The 20,297-nt window shown below is 73.1% G+C and carries 15 protein-coding genes; 6 read left to right on the top strand and 9 right to left on the bottom strand.

Features of this window, described 5'->3' with window-relative positions:
• Positions 1-237: 237 nt before the first annotated feature.
• The 3 genes from ASG28_RS15450 to ASG28_RS15440 are packed head-to-tail and all read right to left on the bottom strand — an operon-like array spanning position 238 to position 5,890.
• The gene (locus ASG28_RS15450) at positions 238-2,661 is read right to left on the bottom strand and encodes a GNAT family N-acetyltransferase (protein ID WP_082454817.1); all 2,424 of its coding nucleotides are present in this window, start codon (positions 2,659-2,661) and stop codon (positions 238-240) included.
• Positions 2,658-4,295, bottom strand: coding sequence for a lysine N(6)-hydroxylase/L-ornithine N(5)-oxygenase family protein (locus ASG28_RS15445; RefSeq protein ID WP_082454816.1), 1,638 nt, complete (start codon positions 4,293-4,295; stop codon positions 2,658-2,660). The genes ASG28_RS15450 and ASG28_RS15445 overlap by 4 nt, the downstream gene beginning before the upstream one ends.
• Entirely contained in the window at positions 4,292-5,890 is a 1,599-nt protein-coding gene (locus tag ASG28_RS15440; RefSeq protein WP_055978084.1) for a pyridoxal phosphate-dependent decarboxylase family protein, read from the bottom strand. Before ASG28_RS15440 ends, ASG28_RS15445 begins: the two co-directional genes overlap by 4 nt.
• Before the next feature lie 143 nt (positions 5,891-6,033).
• On the opposite strand from ASG28_RS15440, the gene ASG28_RS15435 reads away from it, so the two are divergent.
• On the top strand, positions 6,034-6,975 hold the full coding sequence (locus tag ASG28_RS15435; protein ID WP_055978082.1) for a siderophore-interacting protein: 942 nt from the start codon (positions 6,034-6,036) through the stop codon (positions 6,973-6,975).
• Between the two features lie 135 nt (positions 6,976-7,110).
• Here the strand turns inward: ASG28_RS15435 and ASG28_RS15430 are convergent, their stop codons facing one another.
• The 3 genes from ASG28_RS15430 to ASG28_RS15420 all read right to left on the bottom strand — a co-directional run bounded on the left by ASG28_RS15430 (position 7,111) and on the right by ASG28_RS15420 (position 10,814).
• The gene (locus ASG28_RS15430) at positions 7,111-7,803 is read right to left on the bottom strand and encodes a hypothetical protein (protein WP_055978080.1); all 693 of its coding nucleotides are present in this window, start codon (positions 7,801-7,803) and stop codon (positions 7,111-7,113) included.
• Positions 7,804-8,129: 326 nt separating this feature from the next.
• Complete coding sequence (locus ASG28_RS15425) at positions 8,130-9,860, bottom strand: glycoside hydrolase family 13 protein (protein ID WP_055978078.1); 1,731 nt, start codon at positions 9,858-9,860, stop codon at positions 8,130-8,132.
• Positions 9,861-10,007: 147 nt separating this feature from the next.
• A complete protein-coding gene (locus ASG28_RS15420) occupies positions 10,008-10,814 on the bottom strand; it encodes a FadR/GntR family transcriptional regulator (protein ID WP_055978076.1) in 807 nt (268 codons plus the stop codon).
• A 127-nt stretch (positions 10,815-10,941) separates the two neighbouring features.
• Between ASG28_RS15420 and ASG28_RS15415 the strand changes: the two genes are divergently transcribed.
• The 3 genes from ASG28_RS15415 to ASG28_RS15405 all read left to right on the top strand — a co-directional run bounded on the left by ASG28_RS15415 (position 10,942) and on the right by ASG28_RS15405 (position 14,463).
• Complete coding sequence (locus ASG28_RS15415) at positions 10,942-11,868, top strand: proline iminopeptidase-family hydrolase (protein WP_235477951.1); 927 nt, start codon at positions 10,942-10,944, stop codon at positions 11,866-11,868.
• Between the two features lie 121 nt (positions 11,869-11,989).
• Positions 11,990-13,444, top strand: a complete 1,455-nt coding sequence (locus ASG28_RS15410) for an APC family permease (RefSeq protein WP_055978072.1) — start codon at positions 11,990-11,992, stop codon at positions 13,442-13,444.
• Positions 13,441-14,463, top strand: coding sequence for an acetamidase/formamidase family protein (locus ASG28_RS15405; RefSeq protein WP_082454815.1), 1,023 nt, complete (start codon positions 13,441-13,443; stop codon positions 14,461-14,463). Before ASG28_RS15410 ends, ASG28_RS15405 begins: the two co-directional genes overlap by 4 nt.
• A gap of 91 nt (positions 14,464-14,554) precedes the next feature.
• Here ASG28_RS15405 and ASG28_RS15400 read toward each other — a convergent pair whose 3' ends face one another.
• On the bottom strand, positions 14,555-15,238 hold the full coding sequence (locus ASG28_RS15400) for a hypothetical protein (protein WP_157485809.1): 684 nt from the start codon (positions 15,236-15,238) through the stop codon (positions 14,555-14,557).
• Between the two features lie 131 nt (positions 15,239-15,369).
• Entirely contained in the window at positions 15,370-16,122 is a 753-nt protein-coding gene (locus ASG28_RS15395) for an Ltp family lipoprotein (RefSeq protein ID WP_055978068.1), read from the bottom strand.
• A 151-nt stretch (positions 16,123-16,273) separates the two neighbouring features.
• On the opposite strand from ASG28_RS15395, the gene ASG28_RS15390 reads away from it, so the two are divergent.
• Both ASG28_RS15390 and prpB read left to right on the top strand, forming a co-directional pair.
• Entirely contained in the window at positions 16,274-17,932 is a 1,659-nt protein-coding gene (locus ASG28_RS15390) for an MmgE/PrpD family protein (RefSeq protein WP_082454814.1), read from the top strand.
• A complete protein-coding gene (prpB, locus tag ASG28_RS15385) occupies positions 17,932-18,831 on the top strand; it encodes a methylisocitrate lyase (protein WP_055978066.1) in 900 nt (299 codons plus the stop codon). The genes ASG28_RS15390 and prpB overlap by 1 nt, the downstream gene beginning before the upstream one ends.
• A gap of 109 nt (positions 18,832-18,940) precedes the next feature.
• Here prpB and ASG28_RS15380 read toward each other — a convergent pair whose 3' ends face one another.
• Complete coding sequence (locus tag ASG28_RS15380; RefSeq protein ID WP_082454813.1) at positions 18,941-20,152, bottom strand: M20/M25/M40 family metallo-hydrolase; 1,212 nt, start codon at positions 20,150-20,152, stop codon at positions 18,941-18,943.
• Between the last annotated feature and the right edge of the window lie 145 nt (positions 20,153-20,297).

Here is a 20,297-nt window from a genome sequence, read left to right as displayed (position 1 = left end):
AGTTCTCGTTGCCATCCCCTTGCTCGACGAGTATCTTGACATCAGAGCAACTCGACGGCGGTACCGTCGGTCGAGCGGCTCGACCCGCTGCCGGTGGTTCCCCCCTGTGACCGGCGGCGGCCCCGCGCGGCCCGTGGCTCGACGCGGCCTCGGGTGGTGGCCGACCGTGAAACGGCCACCACCCCCTCCCAGGGGCGGAGGCGGCCCGACCGCTTCCGCCCCGGGGACGCCGCCGCGCTATCGTGCGATCGGGTTCGCCAGCGTCCCGGCGTAGATCAGCGACGACGACTGCGCCGCGAGGTCGACCATCTGCCGGGTGTCCCGAAGCTGCAGTCGGTTGAGGCACGAGTGGTCGAAGCGCGCCGCCCGCAGGTCGACCGCCCCCGGCAGGTCCGGGTGTTCGTCGGCGTGCCGGTCGACGCACTCGGCCACGAGCGCCCAGAACCGGGCCGCGGGCAGCACGCCGTCGCCGTCGAGGATGGCGGCCAGATGGCGGAACACCCCGTCGAACACGTCGGTGAACACCGCCAACGCCTTCTCGCGGTCGTCGACCGGGTGCACGGTCCGCCGGACGGCCTCGGGCACCTCGCGCGGGGCGACGACGACGATCTCCTCGCCGATGTCCTTCATGAACGCCGCCGCCGGCACGCAGCCCTCGAGCACGAGGATGACGTTCTCGCCGTGCGGCATGAACGCCAGGTCGTGCGCCCGCAGGCAGTGCACGACCGGGCGCAGGTACGCGTGCAGGTACGACCGCAGCCAGGCCTCGGCCGATGCCCCGGAGGCCTTCACGAGGGCCGAGGCGAGGGCGTCGCCGGCACCGTCGCGGTGCAGCAGCGCCGCCATGGTGGCGAGCCGCTCGCCCGGTCCGACCAGCGGCACCGGGCTCTCGCGCCAGAGCGCCGCGATCATCTTGCGGTGCGGCGACGAGGTCGTCGTCCGGTGGTAGACGTCACCGGTGTAGCCGACGGAGGCGCGCTCCCTCAGGACCCGGAACCGCGCCTCCTGCAGGGTCGCGTCGGTGCGCACGAGGTCGTGCACCCAGTCGTTGATCGCGGTCGTCGGCCTCATGTAGGCCGGCGACAGACCGCGGACGAAGCCCATGTTCTGGATCGCCAGCGCCGTCTTGACGTAGTGCCGGTCGGGCCGGCTGCGGTTCGCGAAGGTGCGGATCGACTGCTGCGCCTGGTACGTGTCGTCGCCCTCGCCGAGCAGCACGAGGTCGCGCCGGGCGACGTCCGGAGCGAACGAGATCGCGACGCGGTGCTGCCACTGCCACGGGTGGACCGGCAGGTAGTGGAACCCGGCCGGGTCGAGGCCCTTCGCTGCGAGGGTCGCGTCGAACCGGGCGACGGTCTCGGGGCCCAGCTCGGCCTGCCACAGCGATCGCTCGTCGAGTCCCGCGCCGAGCGCCAGGTGGGTCGCCGACCGCCGGGCGGCGAGCCAGACCAGTCGCACGGGTGCCGCGGCCTCGGGGGCGAAGGCGTGGAACTCGTCGAGTCCGAGACCGATGCGCCCGTTGTTCGCGACGAAGCCCGGGTGCCCCTCGGTCATCGCGGCCTCGACGGTCTGGAAGTCCGCGGTGGTCAACTGCTCGGCGGTCGGACCGCCCCGGTGACGCTTGTAGGCGGCGCTCGCCAGGGTCGACGAGACCTCCTCGAGGTAGGTGGCGAGGAGCGACTCGGGGATGCCGAGCAGGTCGTCGAGCTCGACGATCAGCGCGAGGGCGTCGAGGGGCTCGGGATTGCCGTCGACCGTGCGCGTGACCGTCGTCTCGTCGATCGCCCAGTGCTCGAGGGCCTGTCGGCGCGCGACGAAGCGGTAGTCGACCCGGTGGCCGTCGTGGTCGAGCTCGACCCGCCAGGGGGCGTCGGTCGCGGCGGTCTCGTCGTCAGCGGCGGCGTGGTCGGGGGCGGTGCCGTCGGCCACCGGGGCGATCAGCCGCTCGTGGGCGAACTCGCTCAGCGCCTTGGCCACGAGGTGGTGATGCGCCCACACCATCGGGCCGGGGGCGAGGTGCGACGCGGCCCGGTCGTGTCGCGTCAGCACCGAGAGTCGAGCCGTCTTGTCGGGCAGCTCGACCTCGCCGAGCGCCCGGAACCCCACCTCGTCGTTCTTCGCCGCGATGCGGTCGTTGGCCACGTCGGGCTCGACGACGATCCGCCGGGCCTGCTCGATCTCGAAGACGAAGTCGACGACGCTCGCCATGACCGCGCTGGTCAGCCCGTGCACCCGCTGCCCCCGCGGCGGGGCGACGAGCAGGTGCATGCCCACGTCGCCCGGCTCGGCGTCGTGCACCTCGGTGAGCAGCATCTCGGCCGGGTCGTAGGTCTCGACGAAGAACGTCGGCTCGCCGTCGACCCGCCCGAGCCAGGCCTGCTGGTGCGGGTCGGCGTCGATCGCGGCCAGGTACGCGCGCACCTCGTCGGTGCTCAGGCCCGCCATCTGCCAGGCGGCCGACGCCGGGTGCGCCAGCCATCGACGCAGGCAGACGGCGTAGGGGTCGGCGGCGAACGGCTCGATCGTGACGAGACCGCAGGAGGCGCGGCGCGAGAACGCCACGTCCGTCGCTTTGTCAGGGTGGCCGGGGTGGCCGGGGGCGGGCGGGGCTGCGGGCTCTGCTGCGGGCGCGAGCGCCTCGGGGTCGTGGGTGGTGCTCATCGGGTGACCCGCGCCTCCTCGGTCGGTGTCGGTGTCGGTGCCGGTGCCGGTCTCGGTTCGGGCGGGCGGCTGCCGGGCCGAACCCGACCGCCGTCCCGGTCCGGGGCGTGCAAATCCCGACCGTCGCGGGGCGACACGCCGCTCACTTCCGCTCCGGAGGAGTCCTGCGCGCCGGACTCGTCGCGAATTGCACAGCCGGGGGCGGGGGCGGGGGCGGAGGCCGGGACGGAGGTCGGCGTCGGGGCGGGGGCAGGCGTCGGCTGGCCGAAGGTCTGGAAGGCGATGCGGCGCTCGAGCGGGTAGGGCTCGCGGCCGGTGATCGAGGCGATGATGCTCGAGTTCCGCCAGGCGCCGAAGCCGAGGTCGGGGGCGGTGAGGCCGTGGGTGTGCTCCTCGGCGTTCTGGACGAACAGCCGCCCCCGGCCGCCGTCGATCGAGTAGTCCCGCGCCACGGCCAGGCGGCCGAGGTCGTCACGGTCGACGCGGTCGCCGAGCGCGTCGAGGAAGGACGGCACCCGGGCGACGTAGCCCGTCGCGACGACGAGCGCGTCCGTGCGGCGGGTGGCCGTGGTCCCGAGCTGCGCGTGCCGCACCGTCAGCTCGATCTGCCCGTCGGCGTCGACCCACCGGGCGTCGACGAGCTCGGTCTCGGTCAGCAGGGTCGAGTCGACCGGCCCGTCGACGCTCAGCCGGTAGAGCGTGTCGTACACGTCGTCGACGAGGTCGCCGCTGATGCCCTTGTAGAGGCTGCGCTGCTCGCGGCCCAGCCGGTCGCGGGTCTCGCGCGGCAGCGAGTGGAAGTGGTCGGTGTACTCGGGGCTCGTGAGCTCGAGCGTGAGCTTCGTGTACTCCATCGGGAAGAACCGAGGCGAGCGGGTGACCCAGTCGAGCCGGTGCCCGGGGCGGTCACCGACGCGGGTCGTGTCGAGCAGGTCGCGGTAGATCTCGGCGGCCGACTGCCCGCTGCCGACGATCGTCACCGAGTCGGCGGCGCGCAGGCGGGCGCGGGCCGCCAGGTAGTCGGCGCTGTGCACGACCGGACCCCGGGCGTCGCCCGGGCCGGCGAGCTGCTGCAGCGGCTCGGGGAGGCGCGGCTCTGTACCCACCCCCAGCACGACGTGACGGGCGTGCCAGGTCTCGACGGCCCCGTCGGCACCGCGTCGCGAGGTCACGACGTACGTCCCGTCGGGCTGCTCGTCGACGCTCGTGACGCGGCGGCCCCACCGCAGGGTGTCGAGCTGGTCCGCGACCCAGCGGCAGTAGGCGTCGTACTCCGCGCGGAGCGGGGAGAAGTCCTCGCGGATGTAGAACGGGTAGAGCCGCCCGGTCGCCTTCAGCCAGTTCAGGAAGCCGAAGCGCGAGGTCGGGTCGGCCATCGTCACGAGGTCGGCCAGGAACGGCACCTGGATCGTCGCGCCCTCGATCATCATGCCCGGGTGCCAGGCGAAGCCGTCGTTCTCGTCGAGGAACACCGCGTCGACGTCGTCGAGCGGGTCGGTCAGGGCGGCCAGGCCGAGGTTGAACGGGCCGAGGCCGATGCCGACGAGGTCGTGGAGGTGCGGTGCGGTGCGGGGCGCGGTGGTGGCGGCTGCCGCGGTGGTGGTGGCGGCTGCTGCTGCGGTGGCGGCGGTCATCGGGCGGCCTCCGTCCCGGCGGCGACGAGCGCGGGGGCGTCGCTCTCGAGCAGGGCCCACGAGGAGGCGCGGACCAGCTCGAGCACGCCCCTCACGTCGTCGAGACCCGCGTCGGGATTGAGCAGCGTCAGCTTGAGGCAGGGGCGCCCGTCGACCACGGTCTTCGCGACGATCGCCCTGCCGGACTCGAAGAGCACGCGTCGGACGAGCGGGACGAGCCGGTCGGCGGTGGCGTCGTCGACGCCGGCCGGCTGCCAGCGGAACAGCGCCGTGCTGAGCTGCGTCTCGGCGAGCAGGACGAACTCGTCGTCGCCCCGCAGCAGGTCGTGTGCCTCGGCCGCGAGGTCGACCACCCGGTCGACCAGCTCGCCCACGCCGTCGGGGCCGAGGGCGCGCAGCGTCGCCCAGAGCTTGAGAGCGTCGAACCGGCGGGTGGTCTGCAGCGACTTCGACACCTGGTTCGGTTCGGGGTCGGACAGCGGGTTGAGGTAGTCCGCGTGCCAGGCGACCGGGTCGAGGTCGTGCCCGTCGCGCACGATCAACGCGCTCGACGACACCGGCTGGAAGAACGTCTTGTGGAAGTCGACCGTGACCGACCGGGCGTGCTCGATGCCGTCGAGCAGGTGCCGACGCGTCGGCGAGACGAGCAGGCCGCCGCCGTAGGCCGCGTCGACGTGCAGCCAGACGCCGGTGCGGTCGCAGACCTCGGCGATCGCGGCGAGCGGGTCGAGGCAGCCGCGGTCGGTCGTGCCGGCGGTCGCCACCACGGCGACCGGCAGGTGACCCGCCTGCACGAGTGCGTCCAGGGTGACGGCGAGGGCCTCGGGCAGCATCCGGCCGGCGTCGTCGGTGGGGATGGTCACGACGGCGTCCTCGCCGAGCCCGAGCAGCCGGGCCGACTTCTGCACGCTGAAGTGGCTCTCGGCGGTGGCGACCACGACCATGCGGCCGAGCAGGTCGTGCAGCGCCGTGGCGCGCGGGACGTGACGGTGACCGGGGGCGGCCGTGTTCCGCAGCCGCGCCTCCTCGTCCTCGGCGTCGGCGCGGGCGCGGGCCGTGGCGTGCTCGCGGGCGAGCAGCAGGGCGTGCAGGTTCGACTGCGTGCCGCCCGAGGTGAAGATCCCGTCACGGGTGGCCGGGTCGAAGCCGATGCGCTCGGCCGTCCAGTCGACGAGGCGACGCTCGATCAGGGTGCCGACGGCCGACTGGTCGTACGTGTCCACCGACGGGTTGACCGCGGCCAGCACGGCCTCGGCGGCGACCGCGGGCAGGGCGACGGGGCAGTTGAGGTGCGACTGGTAGGCGGGGTCGTGGAACCAGACGGCGTTCGCCGTGAAGAGCTCGTCGACCTCGCGCAGGGCGTCGTCGACTCCCGTGCCCGGTGCGTCGAGGTCGACGGCGTCGACGAGGTGCTGCAGGTGCGCACGGCTCTCGCCCGAGAAGGGTTGGCGTGTGATGCGGAAGCGGTCGGCGACGCGGGCGACGGCGGCGCCGGTGAGGCGCTCGTACTCGTCGGCGGTCGCGGTGGTGAGCAGTGCGGACGCGTGGCGTTCGGACACGGGTCTCCTTCGGATCGTGGTGGAGCGGTGGGGCATGGCGCGGATTCGCGGGTCGTGCGGGTCGTGCGGGTCGTGCGGGTCGTGCAGGTCGGGCGGGTGGCTCGGCGTCGGCGTGCCCGTCGGAGGCGTGGTCGTCGACGCCGGATGCGGCCCGCAGTTCGTTAGGTTAGCCTTACCTTATGTCGACCCGCCGCCCGCCCGTCAAGCCCGCCGACCCCCGAGTGCACCGTCTCGAGGTGCTGCGCTCGGAGCGCGTCTCGCCGAGCTTCCAGCGCGTCACCGTCGTCGGCGACGACCTGCACGAGTTCGGCGACATGGGCTTCGACCAGTGGTTCCGGCTGTTCCTGCCGCTGCCCGGCAGCGACTCGTTGCGGCTGCCGCGGGCGACGACGTCGCTCTGGTACGCTCAGTACCTGGCGATCCCCGAGGCCGAGCGGCCACACTGCGCGAACTACACGGTGCGCCAGTTCCGGCCGGCGGGTTCGGCGGGTGCCGGCTCGGGTGCGGCCGGCGCGGGTGCCGGTGCGGGTGCGGGTGCGGCCGGGGCGTCGCGCGCCGAGCTCGACATCGACTTCGTGCTGCACCGCGGCGAGTCCGGCGAACTCGAAGGAGCCGCGGCGATCTGGGCCTGCGCCGCCCGCCCTGGCGACGCCCTCGGCCTGCTCGACCAGGGCGTGCTGTTCAACGCCCCCGACGACGCGACCGAGATCCACCTGGTCGCCGACGAGACCGGGCTGCCGGGAACGGAAGGGATCGTGCGGTCGCTGCACCGCGCCTCCGTGGGATCGGTGATCCAGGAGGTGCCGACCCGGGGCGACGTGCGTCCGCTCGACGCGCCCGACGGCGTCGAGGTGACGTGGGTCGTGCGGGACGAGCTCGACGCCCGGGCGCTCGACGGCGGCGACGCTGACGGTCGGGGTGCCGGGGGTGCCGGGGGCGCCGGGGGTGCCGCGCCGGGGGAGGGGGCGCTCGCCGCACTGCTCTCGCGGTCGGCGGCCGACCCGCGGGCCTACGCCTACGTCGTGGGCGAGTCCGCGCTGGCGACCGGAGGACGGCGGCACCTGCACGCGGCGGGCCTGCCGAAGAACCGCATCACGTTCTCGGGGTACTGGAAGCGCTGAGGGCCGCCACCTGCTCGGAGGTCGCACCACGGTCGTGTCGTCGAACCACCGTCCGGCGTGGTTCGACGACACGACGGTGGTGCGACGTGGTCGCGGACGAGGGTGATCGAGGGCGAACCGGTCACCAGGCCGCGGTCACCACGCGGCTGGCAACGGCTCGCCGGCGGCGGGCGGGTGCTCGACGAGGGCGACGGCGTCGTCGCGGCCGATGTGGCCGGGGAAGTTGTAGCGGGCGAACCGGCCGCTCGGATCGTGGATCGACGTCGGCATGGCGACGGAGGTGCGGCGCAGCGCCTCCGCCAACACGGCGGTCGAGGTCGGGTCGAGGGTCGCGTCCTGCCGGTCGCGCAGGATGAACTCGACCCGCGCCTCCTTGGCGGTCAGCCGGAGCACGACCACCCGGCCGCCGGTGCCGACGGGCGCCGTCGTCAGGACGGCACGGTCGACCTGGGCCAGAGGGATCGGTCGGCGGGTGCCGGCCCGCAGCTGCCCGGAGTCGAGGTCGACCCAGGGCTGCGGGGACAGGGCGTTCCGGATCAGCGTGATCATGGCGAAGATCCCGACCGTGACCGCGATTCCCAGGAGCAGCGCGAGGTCCCAACGGACGGTCGCCCCGGCGATGCCCGCGACGAAGTTGACGCCCTGGAGTGCCGAGAAGGTGACGAAGAACGTCGTCGCCCCGACCCACGTCGACCACCAGCGGCGCTCGCCGATGCGCACCCAGCCGTGCGGGAGCTCGGCGGGTGCGGGGTCGGGGTCGCTCGGGCCGGTCGGGTCGTGCTCGGTCGAGTTCTCAGGAGGCGCGGGCGCGTCGTCGGGATCGCTCACTTCGGCGACGCTACCGGGGTCCGGGGCGTGAGGTCCGGGGCACGAGTCGCAGCGTCGGATGAACGTCGCACCGTGCACATGGACGGTGCGACGCGTGCTCGCGTCGGGGGCTCGGGCCCCGTGCGGCGTGCCGAACCCGACCGCCCGCGCCCCGTGCGGCGTGCCGAACCCGACCGCTCGCGCCCCGTGCAGCGCGCCGAACCCGACGAGGGGAGCGCGGCGCGCCGCTCATCTTCCGACCTGAGCGGCGCGCCGCGCCTCCGCTGTCGCGATTTGCACACGTGAGAGGGCGAGGGGCGGGGCGAGCGCGCGCGGGGAGGCGCGGGTCAGGACCGCAGGACGCGCACCTCCCAGGGCGCGAGCGTCAGCCCGGCCCCGCCGGGCACGTTGCCGATCACGACCTGCGGCACCGAGCGACGCCGCAGCGCCGGGTGCAGGGCGGGGTCGAGCTCGTACGCCTCGCCCGACCAGTTCGCCAGCACGAGCAGTTGCTCGTCACCGAGCGTGCGGGTGAACGCGTACAGCCGCTCGTCGTCCGGTGCCAGCAGCTCGAACGACCCGAGCGCCACGACCGGCGACTCGTGCCGCAACGCGATCAGGCGGCGGTAGTGCTCGAACACCGAGCGGTCGCCCGCCGCTCGGTCGGCCTCGACGTTCACGGTGTCGTGGTTCGCGACCACTTCGATCCACGGGGTGCCGGTGCTGAAGCCCGCCGCCGCGCCTCCCGACCACTGCACCGGGGTGCGCGCGTTGTCGCGACTGCGGAAGCGCAACGCCTCGAGCAGGGCCTCGCGGTCGGCCCCCGCCGCGACCGACTCGTCGAACCAGTTGACCGACTCGATGTCGCGGTACTGCTCGATCGAGGTGAACCCGGCGTTCGTCATGCCGATCTCGTCGCCCTGGTAGACGTACGGCGTGCCCCGGTGCAGGTGCAGCACGGTGGCGAGCAACGTCGCCGACTCGAACCGGTACCGGTCGTCGCCGCCGAAGCGCGAAACCGACCGCGGCTGGTCGTGGTTGCCGAGGTAGAGGCTGTTCCAGCCCTGGTCGGCGAGACCGTCCTGCCAGCGCGACAGCGAGCGCTTGAGGGCCACGAGGTCGAACGGGAGGTTGTCGAACTTCGAGTCCGGCCCGTGGTCGAGGCCGACGTGCTCGAACTGGAACACCATGTCGAGCTCGTGCCGGTCGGCGGCCGTGAACAGCCGGGCGTCGTCGACCGTCACGCCCGGCATCTCGCCCACCGTGATCAGCTCGCGGTCGGTGCGGTGCGCGAAGACCTCGCGGTGCATCTCGCGCAGATGGTCGTGGATCTGCCCGCCCATGACGAAGTGCGACGCGCCGGGCGCCAGCGACGAGGGCTCTTTGGCGATGTGGTTGATCACGTCCATGCGGAAGCCGTCGACGCCCCGGTCGAGCCAGCGGTTCATCATGTCGAACACCGCCCGGCGCAGGTCGGGGTTCTCCCAGTTGAGGTCGGGCTGCTTCGACGCGAACATGTGCAGGTAGTACTGGCCGGTGCGCTCGTCGAGGGTCCAGGCCGGGCCGCTGAACGCGCTGCGCCACGCGGTCGGGTGGGTGCCGGCGCCGGGAGTGCCCGCGGCGTCCGTCCCCTCGCCGGACGGCAGCGGGTCGCGCCAGAGGTACCAGTCGCGCTTCGGGGCGTCGCGCGACGACCGGGCCTCGACGAACCACGGGTGCTCGTCGCTCGTGTGGTTGACGACGAGGTCCATGACCAGCTTCATGCCGAGCGCGTGCACCTCGTCCGTCAGGGCGTCGAACTCCTCGAGCGTGCCGAACAGCGGGTCGACGTCGTCGTAGTCGCTGATGTCGTAGCCGTTGTCGGCCTGCGGAGACCGGTAGATCGGCGACAGCCAGATCACGTCGACCCCGAGATCGTGCAGGTGACCGAGTCGCCGCCGGATGCCGCCGAGGTCGCCCACCCCGTCGCCGTTCGAGTCCGCGAAGCTGCGCGGGTAGATCTGGTAGACCGTCGCGGTCGTCCACCAGGCGGGCGGGGCGGTCGTGGGGCCGGTGTCGTTCGTCGTCGAGTCGCTCACCCGCCCAGCCTGTCACGGCCGGCCTCGGCCGCGCCGTCACGCCGAGACCCCGGGAACTCGCCGAGACCCCCGTGCGCGCGAGGGGGTCTCGGCGAGTTCCTGGGGTCCGAGGGCTCAGGAGGCGCGGGTCGGCCGCCAGGGCAGGCTTCAGCCGGTCGCGTCGGTGCGGCCGAGTTCGCGCTCGAGCAGCTCGAGGTCGATCTTGACGTGCTCGCGCGCGATGGCCGCGGCGTCCGCCGCGCGCCCGTCACAGATCGCGGCGACGAGCGCCTCGTGGTCGGCGAGGGCGCGCAGCTCCATCTCGCGCATGCCGTCCGGCCCGCCCCAGAGGTGCGCCGGTGCCGAGATGCTCACCCGGGCCTCGAGGTCGAACAGCACGCCGCGCAGCGTCGCGTTGCCGGCGGCCTCGGCGATCGCGACGTGCAGGGCCTCGTCGGCTTTCTGCGACGCGAGCCCCGACGCGGCGTCGCGGTAGCCCTCGAGTCGGTCGTGCAACCGGTCGACGTCGGTCGCGGTGCGGTTCTCGGCTGCCGCTTCGGCGACGACGCCGTGCAGACGGCTGATCGCCTCGCTCGTGTCGCGCAGGTCGGACCAGCGTGCGGCGAGCGTGCGGCGCACGACGTCGGTGCCCGACCCCGGTGCCGGCGCCTGGACGAACGAGCCGCCGCCGCGCCCGCGTTGCGTCACGATCAAGCCCTGCTCGACGAGCCGGGCCAGGGCGGCCCGCACGGTCATGCGGCCGACCCGCAGCGAGGCGGCGAGGTCGCGCTCCGGGGGGAGGCGCGAGCCGGGCAGGTACTCGCCGATCGTGATGGCGGTGACGAGGCGGTCGGTGAGGTCGTCGACCCGGGTCGTCGGGGCGAGAGGGGCCCCGAGGGCACCACCGAGGGCGCCGTCGACCGCGACGTCCGAGCGTGCGCCGCCCGCGCCTCCTCGGCTCTCGTCCTGGCCCATCGCGTCCCCGTTCCGGTTCGCCGACCCGTCGTGCGCGGAGCACTCGAGGTCTCGTCGTGTTACGAGCAGATTAAGGCATCGCGAAAGGTCTTGTCGCGAGACCTTAGCCGGGTGCATGCTCACCCGCATGTCCACGATCACCACCGGCACCGCCCCCTTCCACGACGCCGAGACCTGGTACCGGGTCACCACGCCCGACGAGCCGCGCGAGGGTGCGCTGCCCCTCGTCGTGGTGCACGGCGGCCCGGGGATGGCCCACGACTACCTGCGCAACCTCGGTGCCCTGGCCGACGAGACCGGTCGCACGGTCGTGCACTACGACCAGCTCGGCTGCGGTCGCAGCACCCACCTGCCCGACGCCCCGGTCGACTTCTGGCAGCCGAGCCTGTTCGTCGCCGAGTTCGAGGCCCTCGTCGCGCACCTCGGCCTCGAGCGGTACCACCTGCTCGGCCAGTCGTGGGGCGGCATGCTCGGCGCCGAGATCGCCGTGACGGCGCCGGACGGGCTCGCGAGCCTGGCGATCTGCAACTCGCCCGCCTCCATGCAGCTCTGGGTCGAGGGCGCCGGCGAGCTGCGCGACCAGCTGCCGACCGACACCCAGGAGGCGCTGGCCCGGCACGAGGCGGACGGCACGACCACCGACCCCGAGTACCTCGCCGCCACCCAGGTGTTCTACGAGCGTCACGTCTGCCGCGTGGTGCCCATGCCGCAGGACTTCGTCGACAGCGAGGAGCAGATGGAGGCCGAGCCGACCGTCTACCACACGATGAACGGGCCGAACGAGTTCCACGTCATCGGCACGATGCGCGACTGGACGATCGTCGACCGCCTGCCGTCGATCGTCGCGCCGACCCTCGTCGTCGCCGGCGAGTTCGACGAGGCGACGCCCGCCACCTGGCAGCCGTTCGTCGACGGCATCGCCGACGTCCGCTCGCACGTGTTCGCCGGCGCCAGCCACTGCTCGCACCTCGAGCAGCCCGAGGAGTTCCGGGCCGTCGTCGCACCCTTCCTGACGGCGCACGACGAGCGGCGCGACGTCGCGCGAGCCTCCTGACCGGCGCGGGCCGCGCCTCCTGAACCGGCGCGACCCGCGCCTCCCGATCCCCACCCCGCCGCACCCCCACCGCACACCCCACCGCACCGACCCGATCCCCACCCGAGCGAGAGAGCACACCATGTCCCTGCCCACGAAGGCCGCCTCCGGCGGTGAGCTGAGCAACCAGCAGCAGCTCGAGCAGTACGGCTACAAGCAAGAACTCAAGCGGTCGGTCTCGACCGTCGACCTGTTGATCTACGGCCTGATCTTCATGGTGCCGATCGCGCCCTGGGCGATCTTCGGCACCGTCTACAACGCCTCGTCGGGCATGGTGCCGCTGGTCTACCTCGTCGGCCTCGTCGCGATGATCTTCACCGCCCTCGCCTACGCGCAGATGGCGAAGTCGATCCCGCTCGCCGGGTCGGTGTTCTCGTACGTCGGGCGGGGCATCCACCCCGTGGCCGGGTTCTTCGCCGGCTGGGCCATCCTGCTCGACTACCTGCTCGTGCCGACGCTGCTCTACGTCTTCGCCGCCGAGTCGATGATCGGCATCTTCCCCGGCACCGCCCGCTGGATGTGGGCGTTGATCTTCGTCGCGATCAACACCGCGGTGAACCTGCTCGGCATCAGCTCGATCAAGCTGATGAACCGGGTGTTCCTCGCGATCGAGGTCGTCTTCATCGTGATCTTCGTCATCATCGCCGTGACCGCGCTCAACGGCGGCACGATCCCCGGCGCCGAGTTCACCACCGACCCGATCTGGGACTCGAGCAAGGTCACCGCACCCCTGATCGCCTCGGCGCTGTCGATCGCCGTGCTCAGCTTCCTCGGCTTCGACGGCATCTCGACGCTGTCCGAGGAGAGCACCGGCAAGCGTGGTGGAGCGGGCAAGGCGATGATCATCGCCCTGTTCATCGTGGCGTTCTGCTTCATCCTGCAGACCTGGCTGGCCAGCGCGCTCGCCGGCGGCCGCGAGTCGTTCCCCGAGGGCGAGGCCGGCAACGCCTTCTTCGACCTCGTGCGCGAGGCGTCGAACAGCGGGTGGGCGACGGCGTTCTTCGTCGTCAACGTGCTCGCCGTCGGCATCGCCAACGCGATGGCCGCCCAGGCCGCGACCTCGCGCCTGCTCTTCTCGATGAGCCGCGACAAGCAGCTGCCGGCGTTCCTGTCGAAGATCAACACGCGTCAGGTGCCGCAGGCCGCGATCCTCGTCGTGTCGGCGCTCTCGGCCGTGCTCGTGCTGTTCTTCGTCGGACAGATCAACGTGATCGCCTCGCTGGTCAACTTCGGGGCCCTCTTCGGCTTCATGCTGCTGCACGTGTCGGTCGTCGTGCACTACGTCGTGAAGAAGAAGTCGCGCAACTGGCTGCTGCACCTCGTCGTGCCCGTGGTCGGGTTCCTGATCATCGGCTACGTGCTGGTCAACGCCGCGCCCGAGGCCAAGATCGGCGGCGTGATCTGGCTGGTCCTCGGTGCGGGCGTGTTCCTCTACTACCGCAGCCGAGGAGGCGCGGCGCCGACCCTCGGGCAGGGCGCGGACGACTCCGCGGTCGCGTCCACCCCCGCCACCGACTCCGAACGGCACGACGCATGAGTTCCGGGGACGCTGCCGGCGCCGACGGGACCGGCCCGGGGGCCGGCGCCTCCGTCGGGGAGCCGACCCGCGCCTCCTCGGGGCCACGGCACGACGGGATCGACCACTTCCTCGGCAAGGAGCACGGTCGCCCCGGCTTCACTGCCACGGTGGAGCCGGCCCTGCGCATCGAACCCGGCACGGGTGAACGCATCGGATTCGAGACGAGCGACGCCGTCTACGCCGAGCTGCACCGGCACCACGACCTGGCGAAGCTGTCCGTGCCGATCAACCCCGTCACCGGGCCGGTGTACGTCGAGGGTGCCAAGCCGGGCGACGCGCTCGCCGTGACGGTGCACGAGATCCGACTGATCGAGCACGGCTGGTCGGTCAGCCTGCCCGGGTCCGGAGCCCTGCAGCACGTGATGGGCGACGAGATGTTCACCCGCCGCGTGCCGATCGACTCCGACGGGGTGCACGTCACGGATCGGCACGTGTTCGAGGCGCGGCCGATGATCGGCTGCATGGGCACGGCGCCCGCCGAGGGCGAGAACTCGACGATCATGCCCGCGTACGCCCAGGGCGGCAACATGGACGTCACCGAGAACACGGTCGGCTCGACGGTCTACCTGCCGGTCATGGTCGAGGGCGCGTACCTGTCGATCGGCGACGTGCACGCGATCATGGCCGAGGGCGAGTCGTCGTTCGTGGCGATCGAGGCCGAGGGCACGGCGGTCGTCTCGGTCGACCTGGTGCCGGGCCTCGGCTTGCGGGCGCCGCGCATCGAGACCACCGACGACTGGATCTTCGTCGGCCTCGGCGACCCGGTGCAGGAGAGCATCCGCCGCGGCTACGAGGACGCGTTCTCGTTCCTCGTCGACGACCACGGCTGGTCGCGCGGTGACGCCTACGCGGTGCTCAGTGCCGTGGGGCACTCGCGGCTCGGCGGCCCGACCGGCTCGGTCGCCCCCGACCCGCTGCACCCGTTCGACGCCGTCGGCGCGGTCACGCTGCACCGCGTGCCGAAGAGCGTGCTCTGAGCGCGAGACCCCAGGAAGTCACCGAGACCCCCGTGCGCGCACGGGGGTCTCGGCCGTTTCCTGGGGTCTGACGACGGCAGGAGGCGCGCATTCAGCCCCAGAGGCGCGTCGCGATCGAGCCGATCAGGTCGTCCGTCGGCACGTTCGTCTGATCGACCGTGACGACGACGTCGTCCCGGGCCCAGTAGGTCTGCGTGCGGTCGACCGGGTACTGCGGATCGGACGTCACGAGCTGGCAGCTGCGGCCCTCGTGGACGGTCGTGCACGTGAAGCCGGCCGAGGCGAGCCCGTCGAAGGCCGGGCCCGAGGCCGCGGGGTCGAGGTGCGCCATGGTCACCGAGATGCCCGAGACGTCGCCTCGGGGGTCACGCCACAGGCAGCTCAGTTCGTTCGCGGCCCCGACGATCTCGATCGCGCCGGCCCCCGTGGGCGGTTCGGTCGGCGTGACCACGCCCGACGTGGTGCCCGAGCCGCCGAACTCGACGGGGTTGAGCGGGATGTCGCCGAAGGTCGCGGCGTAGGTCGCCTGGTCGACGACGTCGGTGCAGTCGGTGGGCAGGGCGATCGGCCCGGGGGCCTCGGTCGGAGTGGGCGTGGAGGTGTCCGACGGCGCGGGCGAGGACGGCGCCGACGAGCCGGGGCTCGAAGGATCGGGCGTCGCCTCGCCGGGACCGCTCGCGCAGCCCGCCGTCAGGGCCAGCACCAGGCAGGCCGTCGCCCCCGTGATCGTCGCCCTCCGCTTCGCGGTCGTGCCCCTGATGGTCGTGCTCCTCATGGTCGTGCCTTCCTGGTCGTCGGGCCGTCCCACCCGTTCGCCGATCTCGACGCTACCGACCGGTCCGACCCGTGCAGTCGTCCCGCAGGATGACGTCGGGCCGGCCCGGGTCACGATCGCGTCACGGGGCGTCAGTCGTCGAGGTGCGCCAGGGCGTAGTCGGCCTCCTCGGCCGTGAACCACTCGCCGTACTCGCTCACGAGCTGGTTGCGCAGCACGTCGCCGGTCATGCCGTCCCGCGCATAGGCCTTGGCCTTGCGGACGGCGTTGGCCTGCCAGTCGGCGCCGACCGTGTCGACGGCGTACTGCGCCGCGGCCTCGGACGCGCCACCGGCCACGAGCTTCGAGAACGTGTAGGCCTTGCTGCTGCCGAGGCTGATCGCGAAGGGCTCGGCGTCCTCGAGGGCCTGGGCGTAGTCGGCCGGCACGTCGGCGGCCGCCGACGTCGGCGTGGCCGACGGGGTGGGGGCGGTGGTCGACGACGTGGGGGCGGGGGCGGGCTCGGAGGTCGCGGTCACGGCGGGGTCGTCCTGCTGCACGCTGTCGATCGCCGCACCGAGGCCGACGGCGACGACGATCGACACGATGGTGGCGACGGCTCCCAGCCCGAGGCCGATCCACGCCAGCACCTTCGGCTGCCGTCGCACCAGGGCGATGACGCCGAGCACCACGGCGGCGAGGCCGACGATCGTGCCGACCACCGGCACCAGGCCGAGCAGGAAGGCGACGATGCCGACGATCAGGGCCGCCAGGGCGAGGCCGCGGGGGTGACCCGGGCGCGGTGGCGGGGTCGACGTCCCCGTCGCGGGGTAGGACGTGGTCGGTTGATCGGTGGAGGGGCGTCGCTCGTCGGAGCCGCCCCCCAGCGGGCTCTCGGTGGTCATTCCTCGAGCCTGCCATGGGACCGACCGGTGCGTCCGCCCCCGAACGGGGCTGGGGCCCGGGGTGCGAGACTGGACGGCAACGACACGGCCGTCACCGACGACGGCGCACGGCGGGCCGCGACGACGCCCGCCCCACCAGAGAGGGTGGCCGATGGGCACGCAGCACGAGCAGGCGTCCGAGCACGCACACGACGCCGGGGCGACGACCGACGCAAGCGGCGGGGGAGACGCGAGCCGCGCCTCCTCGTCCCGGGTCACGGGCGGGCCGGCCGCTCCGACCGCCGACCTCGTCGTGCACACGGTGCGGGTGCACCGCAGCGACGAGCCGCTGGCCCGCGAGGACGAGCTCGCCTGGCGCCTCGCCGCACTCGCCACCGACGACGCGCCCGTCGACGACGACGTGACCGAGATGGTGATCAACCGCCTGATCGACAACGCCGCCGTCTCGGCCGCGTCGCTGCTGCGTGCGCCGGTCGCCGTCGCCCGCGACCAGGCGCTCGCGCACCCGCCGACCACCGGAGGCGCGGGCTCGCAGGTCACGGGCGTCGCGCCCGAGCACCCCGTCTCGCCCGAGTGGGCCGCCTGGTCGAACGGGGTCGCCGTGCGCGAGCTCGACTTCCACGACACGTTCCTCGCGGCGGAGTACTCGCACCCCGGCGACAACATCCCGGCGCTGGTCGCCGTCGCACAGCACCGCGGACTCGACGGCGCGGCCCTGCTGCGCGGGATCGTGACCGGCTACGAGGTGCAGGTCGACCTCGTCCGGGCGATCAGCCTGCACGCCCACAAGATCGACCACGTCGCCCACCTCGGCCCGTCGGTCGCGGCGGGCCTCGGCACGATGCTCGGGCTGTCGACCGAGGTGGTGCACCAGGCGATCGGCCAGGCGCTGCACACGACGACGGCCACGCGGCAGTCGCGCAAGGGGGCGATCTCGTCGTGGAAGGCCTACGCCCCGGCGTACGCCGGCAAGGCCGCGGTCGAGGCCGTCGACCGGGCGATGCGGGGCCAGGGCAGTCCCGCCCCCATCTACGAGGGCGAGGACGGCGTGATCGCCTGGCTGCTCGACGGGCCCGGGGCGTCGTACGACGTGCCCCTGCCGGCGCCGGGGGCGTCGAAGCGGGGCATCCTCGACACCTACACGAAGGAGCACTCGGCCGAGTACCAGGCCCAGGCGTGGATCGACCTCGCCCGGCGGCTCGGCCGCTCGCACCCGGCGCTGCGGGACCCCGCGCAGGTGCGGAGCATCGTGCTGCACACCAGCCACCACACGCACGTCGTGATCGGCTCGGGGGCGGGCGACCCGCAGAAGTACGACCCCACGGCCAGCCGCGAGACGCTCGACCACTCCATCCCCTACATCGTGGCCGTCGCCCTGCAGGACGGCGAGTGGCACCACGAGCGCAGCTACGCCCCGACCCGGGCACAGCGTCCGGACACGGTCGAGCTGTGGCAGCGCATCACCACGGCCGAGGACCCCGCCTGGACGGCCCGCTACCACTCGACCGACCCCGCCGAGAAGGCGTTCGGCGGCCGCATCGAGGTCGAGTTCGTCGACGGCACGACCCTCGTCGACGAGATCGCCGTCGCCGACGCCCACCCCCTGGGGGCACGGCCCTTCGGACGCGAGGACTACGTGCGCAAGTTCCGCACCCTGGCCGAGGGCGTGCTGTCCGACGCCGAGGTCGAGCGGTTCGTCGACCTGGCCACGCGCCTCCCCTCGTTGACGGCGGCCGAGGTGCGACAGCTGGGCATCGTCGCCCCCGACGCGCTCGCCGGTGCCGTCGCCCAGCCGGGCGGGCTGTTCTGATGCTGTACTCGACGGTGTCGCCGGCCGACAAGCGTGCGGCGTTCCGGGCCGGACTGGCCGACGAGCGCACCCTGACGTTCCCGGGGGCGTTCACCCCGCTGACCGCCCGCCTGATCGAGCAGAAGGGCTTCGACGGCGTCTACGTGTCGGGTGCCGTGATGGCCAACGAGCTCGGGCTGCCCGACATCGGCCTCACCACGCTCACCGAGGTCGCCACGCGGGCGGGGCAGATCGCGTCGATGACCGACCTGCCCGTGCTCGTCGACGCCGACACCGGGTTCGGCGAGCCGATGAACGTCGCCCGCACCGTCCAGGCGCTCGAGGCCGCCGGCGTGGCCGGCCTGCACATCGAGGACCAGGTCAACCCCAAGCGCTGCGGCCACCTCGACGGCAAGCAGGTCGTCGACGCGGCGACGGCGACCGGTCGCATCCGGGCCGCGGTCGACGCGCGACGCGACCCCGCGCTCGTGATCATGGCCCGCACCGACGTCCGGGCCCTCGACGGCCTCGAGGCGACGATCGACCGGGCCCGTGCGCTCGTGGACGCCGGTGCCGACGCGATCTTCGCCGAGGCGATGGCCGACCTCGGCGAGTTCGAGGCGATCTGCTCGGCGCTCGACGTGCCGGTGCTCGCCAACATGACCGAGTTCGGCAAGAGCGCCCTCTTCACCCGGCAGCAGCTGCACGACGTGGGCGTCAGCATGGTGATCCACCCGGTGTCGTTGATGCGCGCCGCGATGGGCGCGGCGTCCCGGGCGCTCGACGCGCTCACGGCCGAGGGGTCGCTCGAGTCGCAGGTGCCGTCGATGCAGACCCGTGCCGAGCTGTACGAGCTGATCGACTACCCCGGCTACGCGCGCTTCGACGCCGGCGTCTACGACTTCACGCTCGAGGCCTGAGGCCCGAGACCCCAGGAAGTCGCCGAGACCCCCGCGCGCACACCGGGGTCTCGGCGACTTCGTGGGGTCCGGGCGGAGGCGCGGCGTCGGTCGCCGGGGAGGGCGGCGGTCAGGCGAGGTCGGCGAGCAGGGCGCTGACGAACTCGGTGCGCTCGACCATGCCGTGCACGCTGATCCACTCGTGGCGGGCGTGGGCTCCGCCGCCGACGCCGCCGACCCCGTCGAGCACGGCCAGGCCGAGCGCGGCGGCGAAGTTGCCGTCGCTGGCCCCGCCGACCGACACCTCGCGCAACTCGAAGCCGAGCGAGGCGGCGACCCGGGCGGCGCGTTCGTACAGGGCGCCGGTCGCGGCCGAGCGCTCCATCGGCGGACGGTTCCAGCCGCCGGTGACCTTCAGCGTCGCGGCCGGATCGTTCGCCGCGAGCCCCGCGAAGACCCGCTCGATGCGCTCGGCCTCGGTCGACGAGGTGACGCGGACGTCCACCATCGCCCGGGCGTAGCCGGCCTTGACGTTGGTGCGGGTGCCGCCCTGCAGCACTCCCACGTTGAGCGAGGTGCCCGCCTCGACGTCGGCGGCCGCGTGCAGCGTCAGGACGACGCGGGCGATCTCGTCGACGGCGCTCGCACCCGACCGCGGGTGCAGGCCGGCGTGGACCTCGACCCCGAAGGCCTCGACCTCGAAGATGCCGACGCCCTTGCGGGCGGTCTTGACGGCGCCGTCGGCGGCGGACTCGAAGACGAACACCGCGCCTCCTCGTCCGACCTCGCGCTCGATCGCCTCGCGCGAGGCGATGCTGCCGACCTCCTCGTCGCCGTTGAGCAGCAGACGCACGTTCGGGCGGGGCAGCCCCAGGCGGTCGCCGATCGCGAGGGCGTTGCCGAGCTGGATCAGCCCGGACTTCATGTCGAAGACCCCGGGGCCGGTCATGCGGTCGCCCTCGACCGTCACCGGCCACCCGGCCAGCGTGCCCTCGGACCACACCGTGTCGTAGTGGCACAGGGCCGACACCCACTCGGTCGACCCCGACGGCGACGGGTAGTCGAGCGTCACCGTGTCGCCGTAGCCCTCGACGACGTGCACCCTGCGGTCGGCCGGCGGACCGACGGTCTCGCCGAGCCAGGTCTCGATCCAGCGGAGCCCCGCCTCGAGCAGGTCGACGTCGTCGGACGGCGTCTCGAGGCTCGCGTAGGTCGTCAGGTCGGCCACCATCGCGTCGAGGCGTGCCTCGACCTCGCGGCGCAGGGCGGTGACCTGGTCGGGCTGCAGGGGGTCGTGGCTCACGGTCTCGCTCTCGTCGGGCCCGCCGTGGTGTGCGGGCATCTGACCATCTCACTCCCGTGGGCGGGACGGCGACCGGCCGGGAGGCGCGGTGCCGGACCCGAGGAGGCGCGGTGCCGGACCCGAGGAGGCGCGCCCGGCTCTGTCGGAGGCCCCCGATACAGTCGGGGGCACCGACTCCGGCACC

Origin of the sequence: Frigoribacterium sp. Leaf415 (assembly GCF_001424645.1) — a bacterium.
In the GTDB taxonomy this organism is placed as follows: Bacteria; Actinomycetota; Actinomycetes; order Actinomycetales; family Microbacteriaceae; genus Frigoribacterium.
This window is presented reverse-complemented; position numbering and strand designations above follow the sequence as displayed.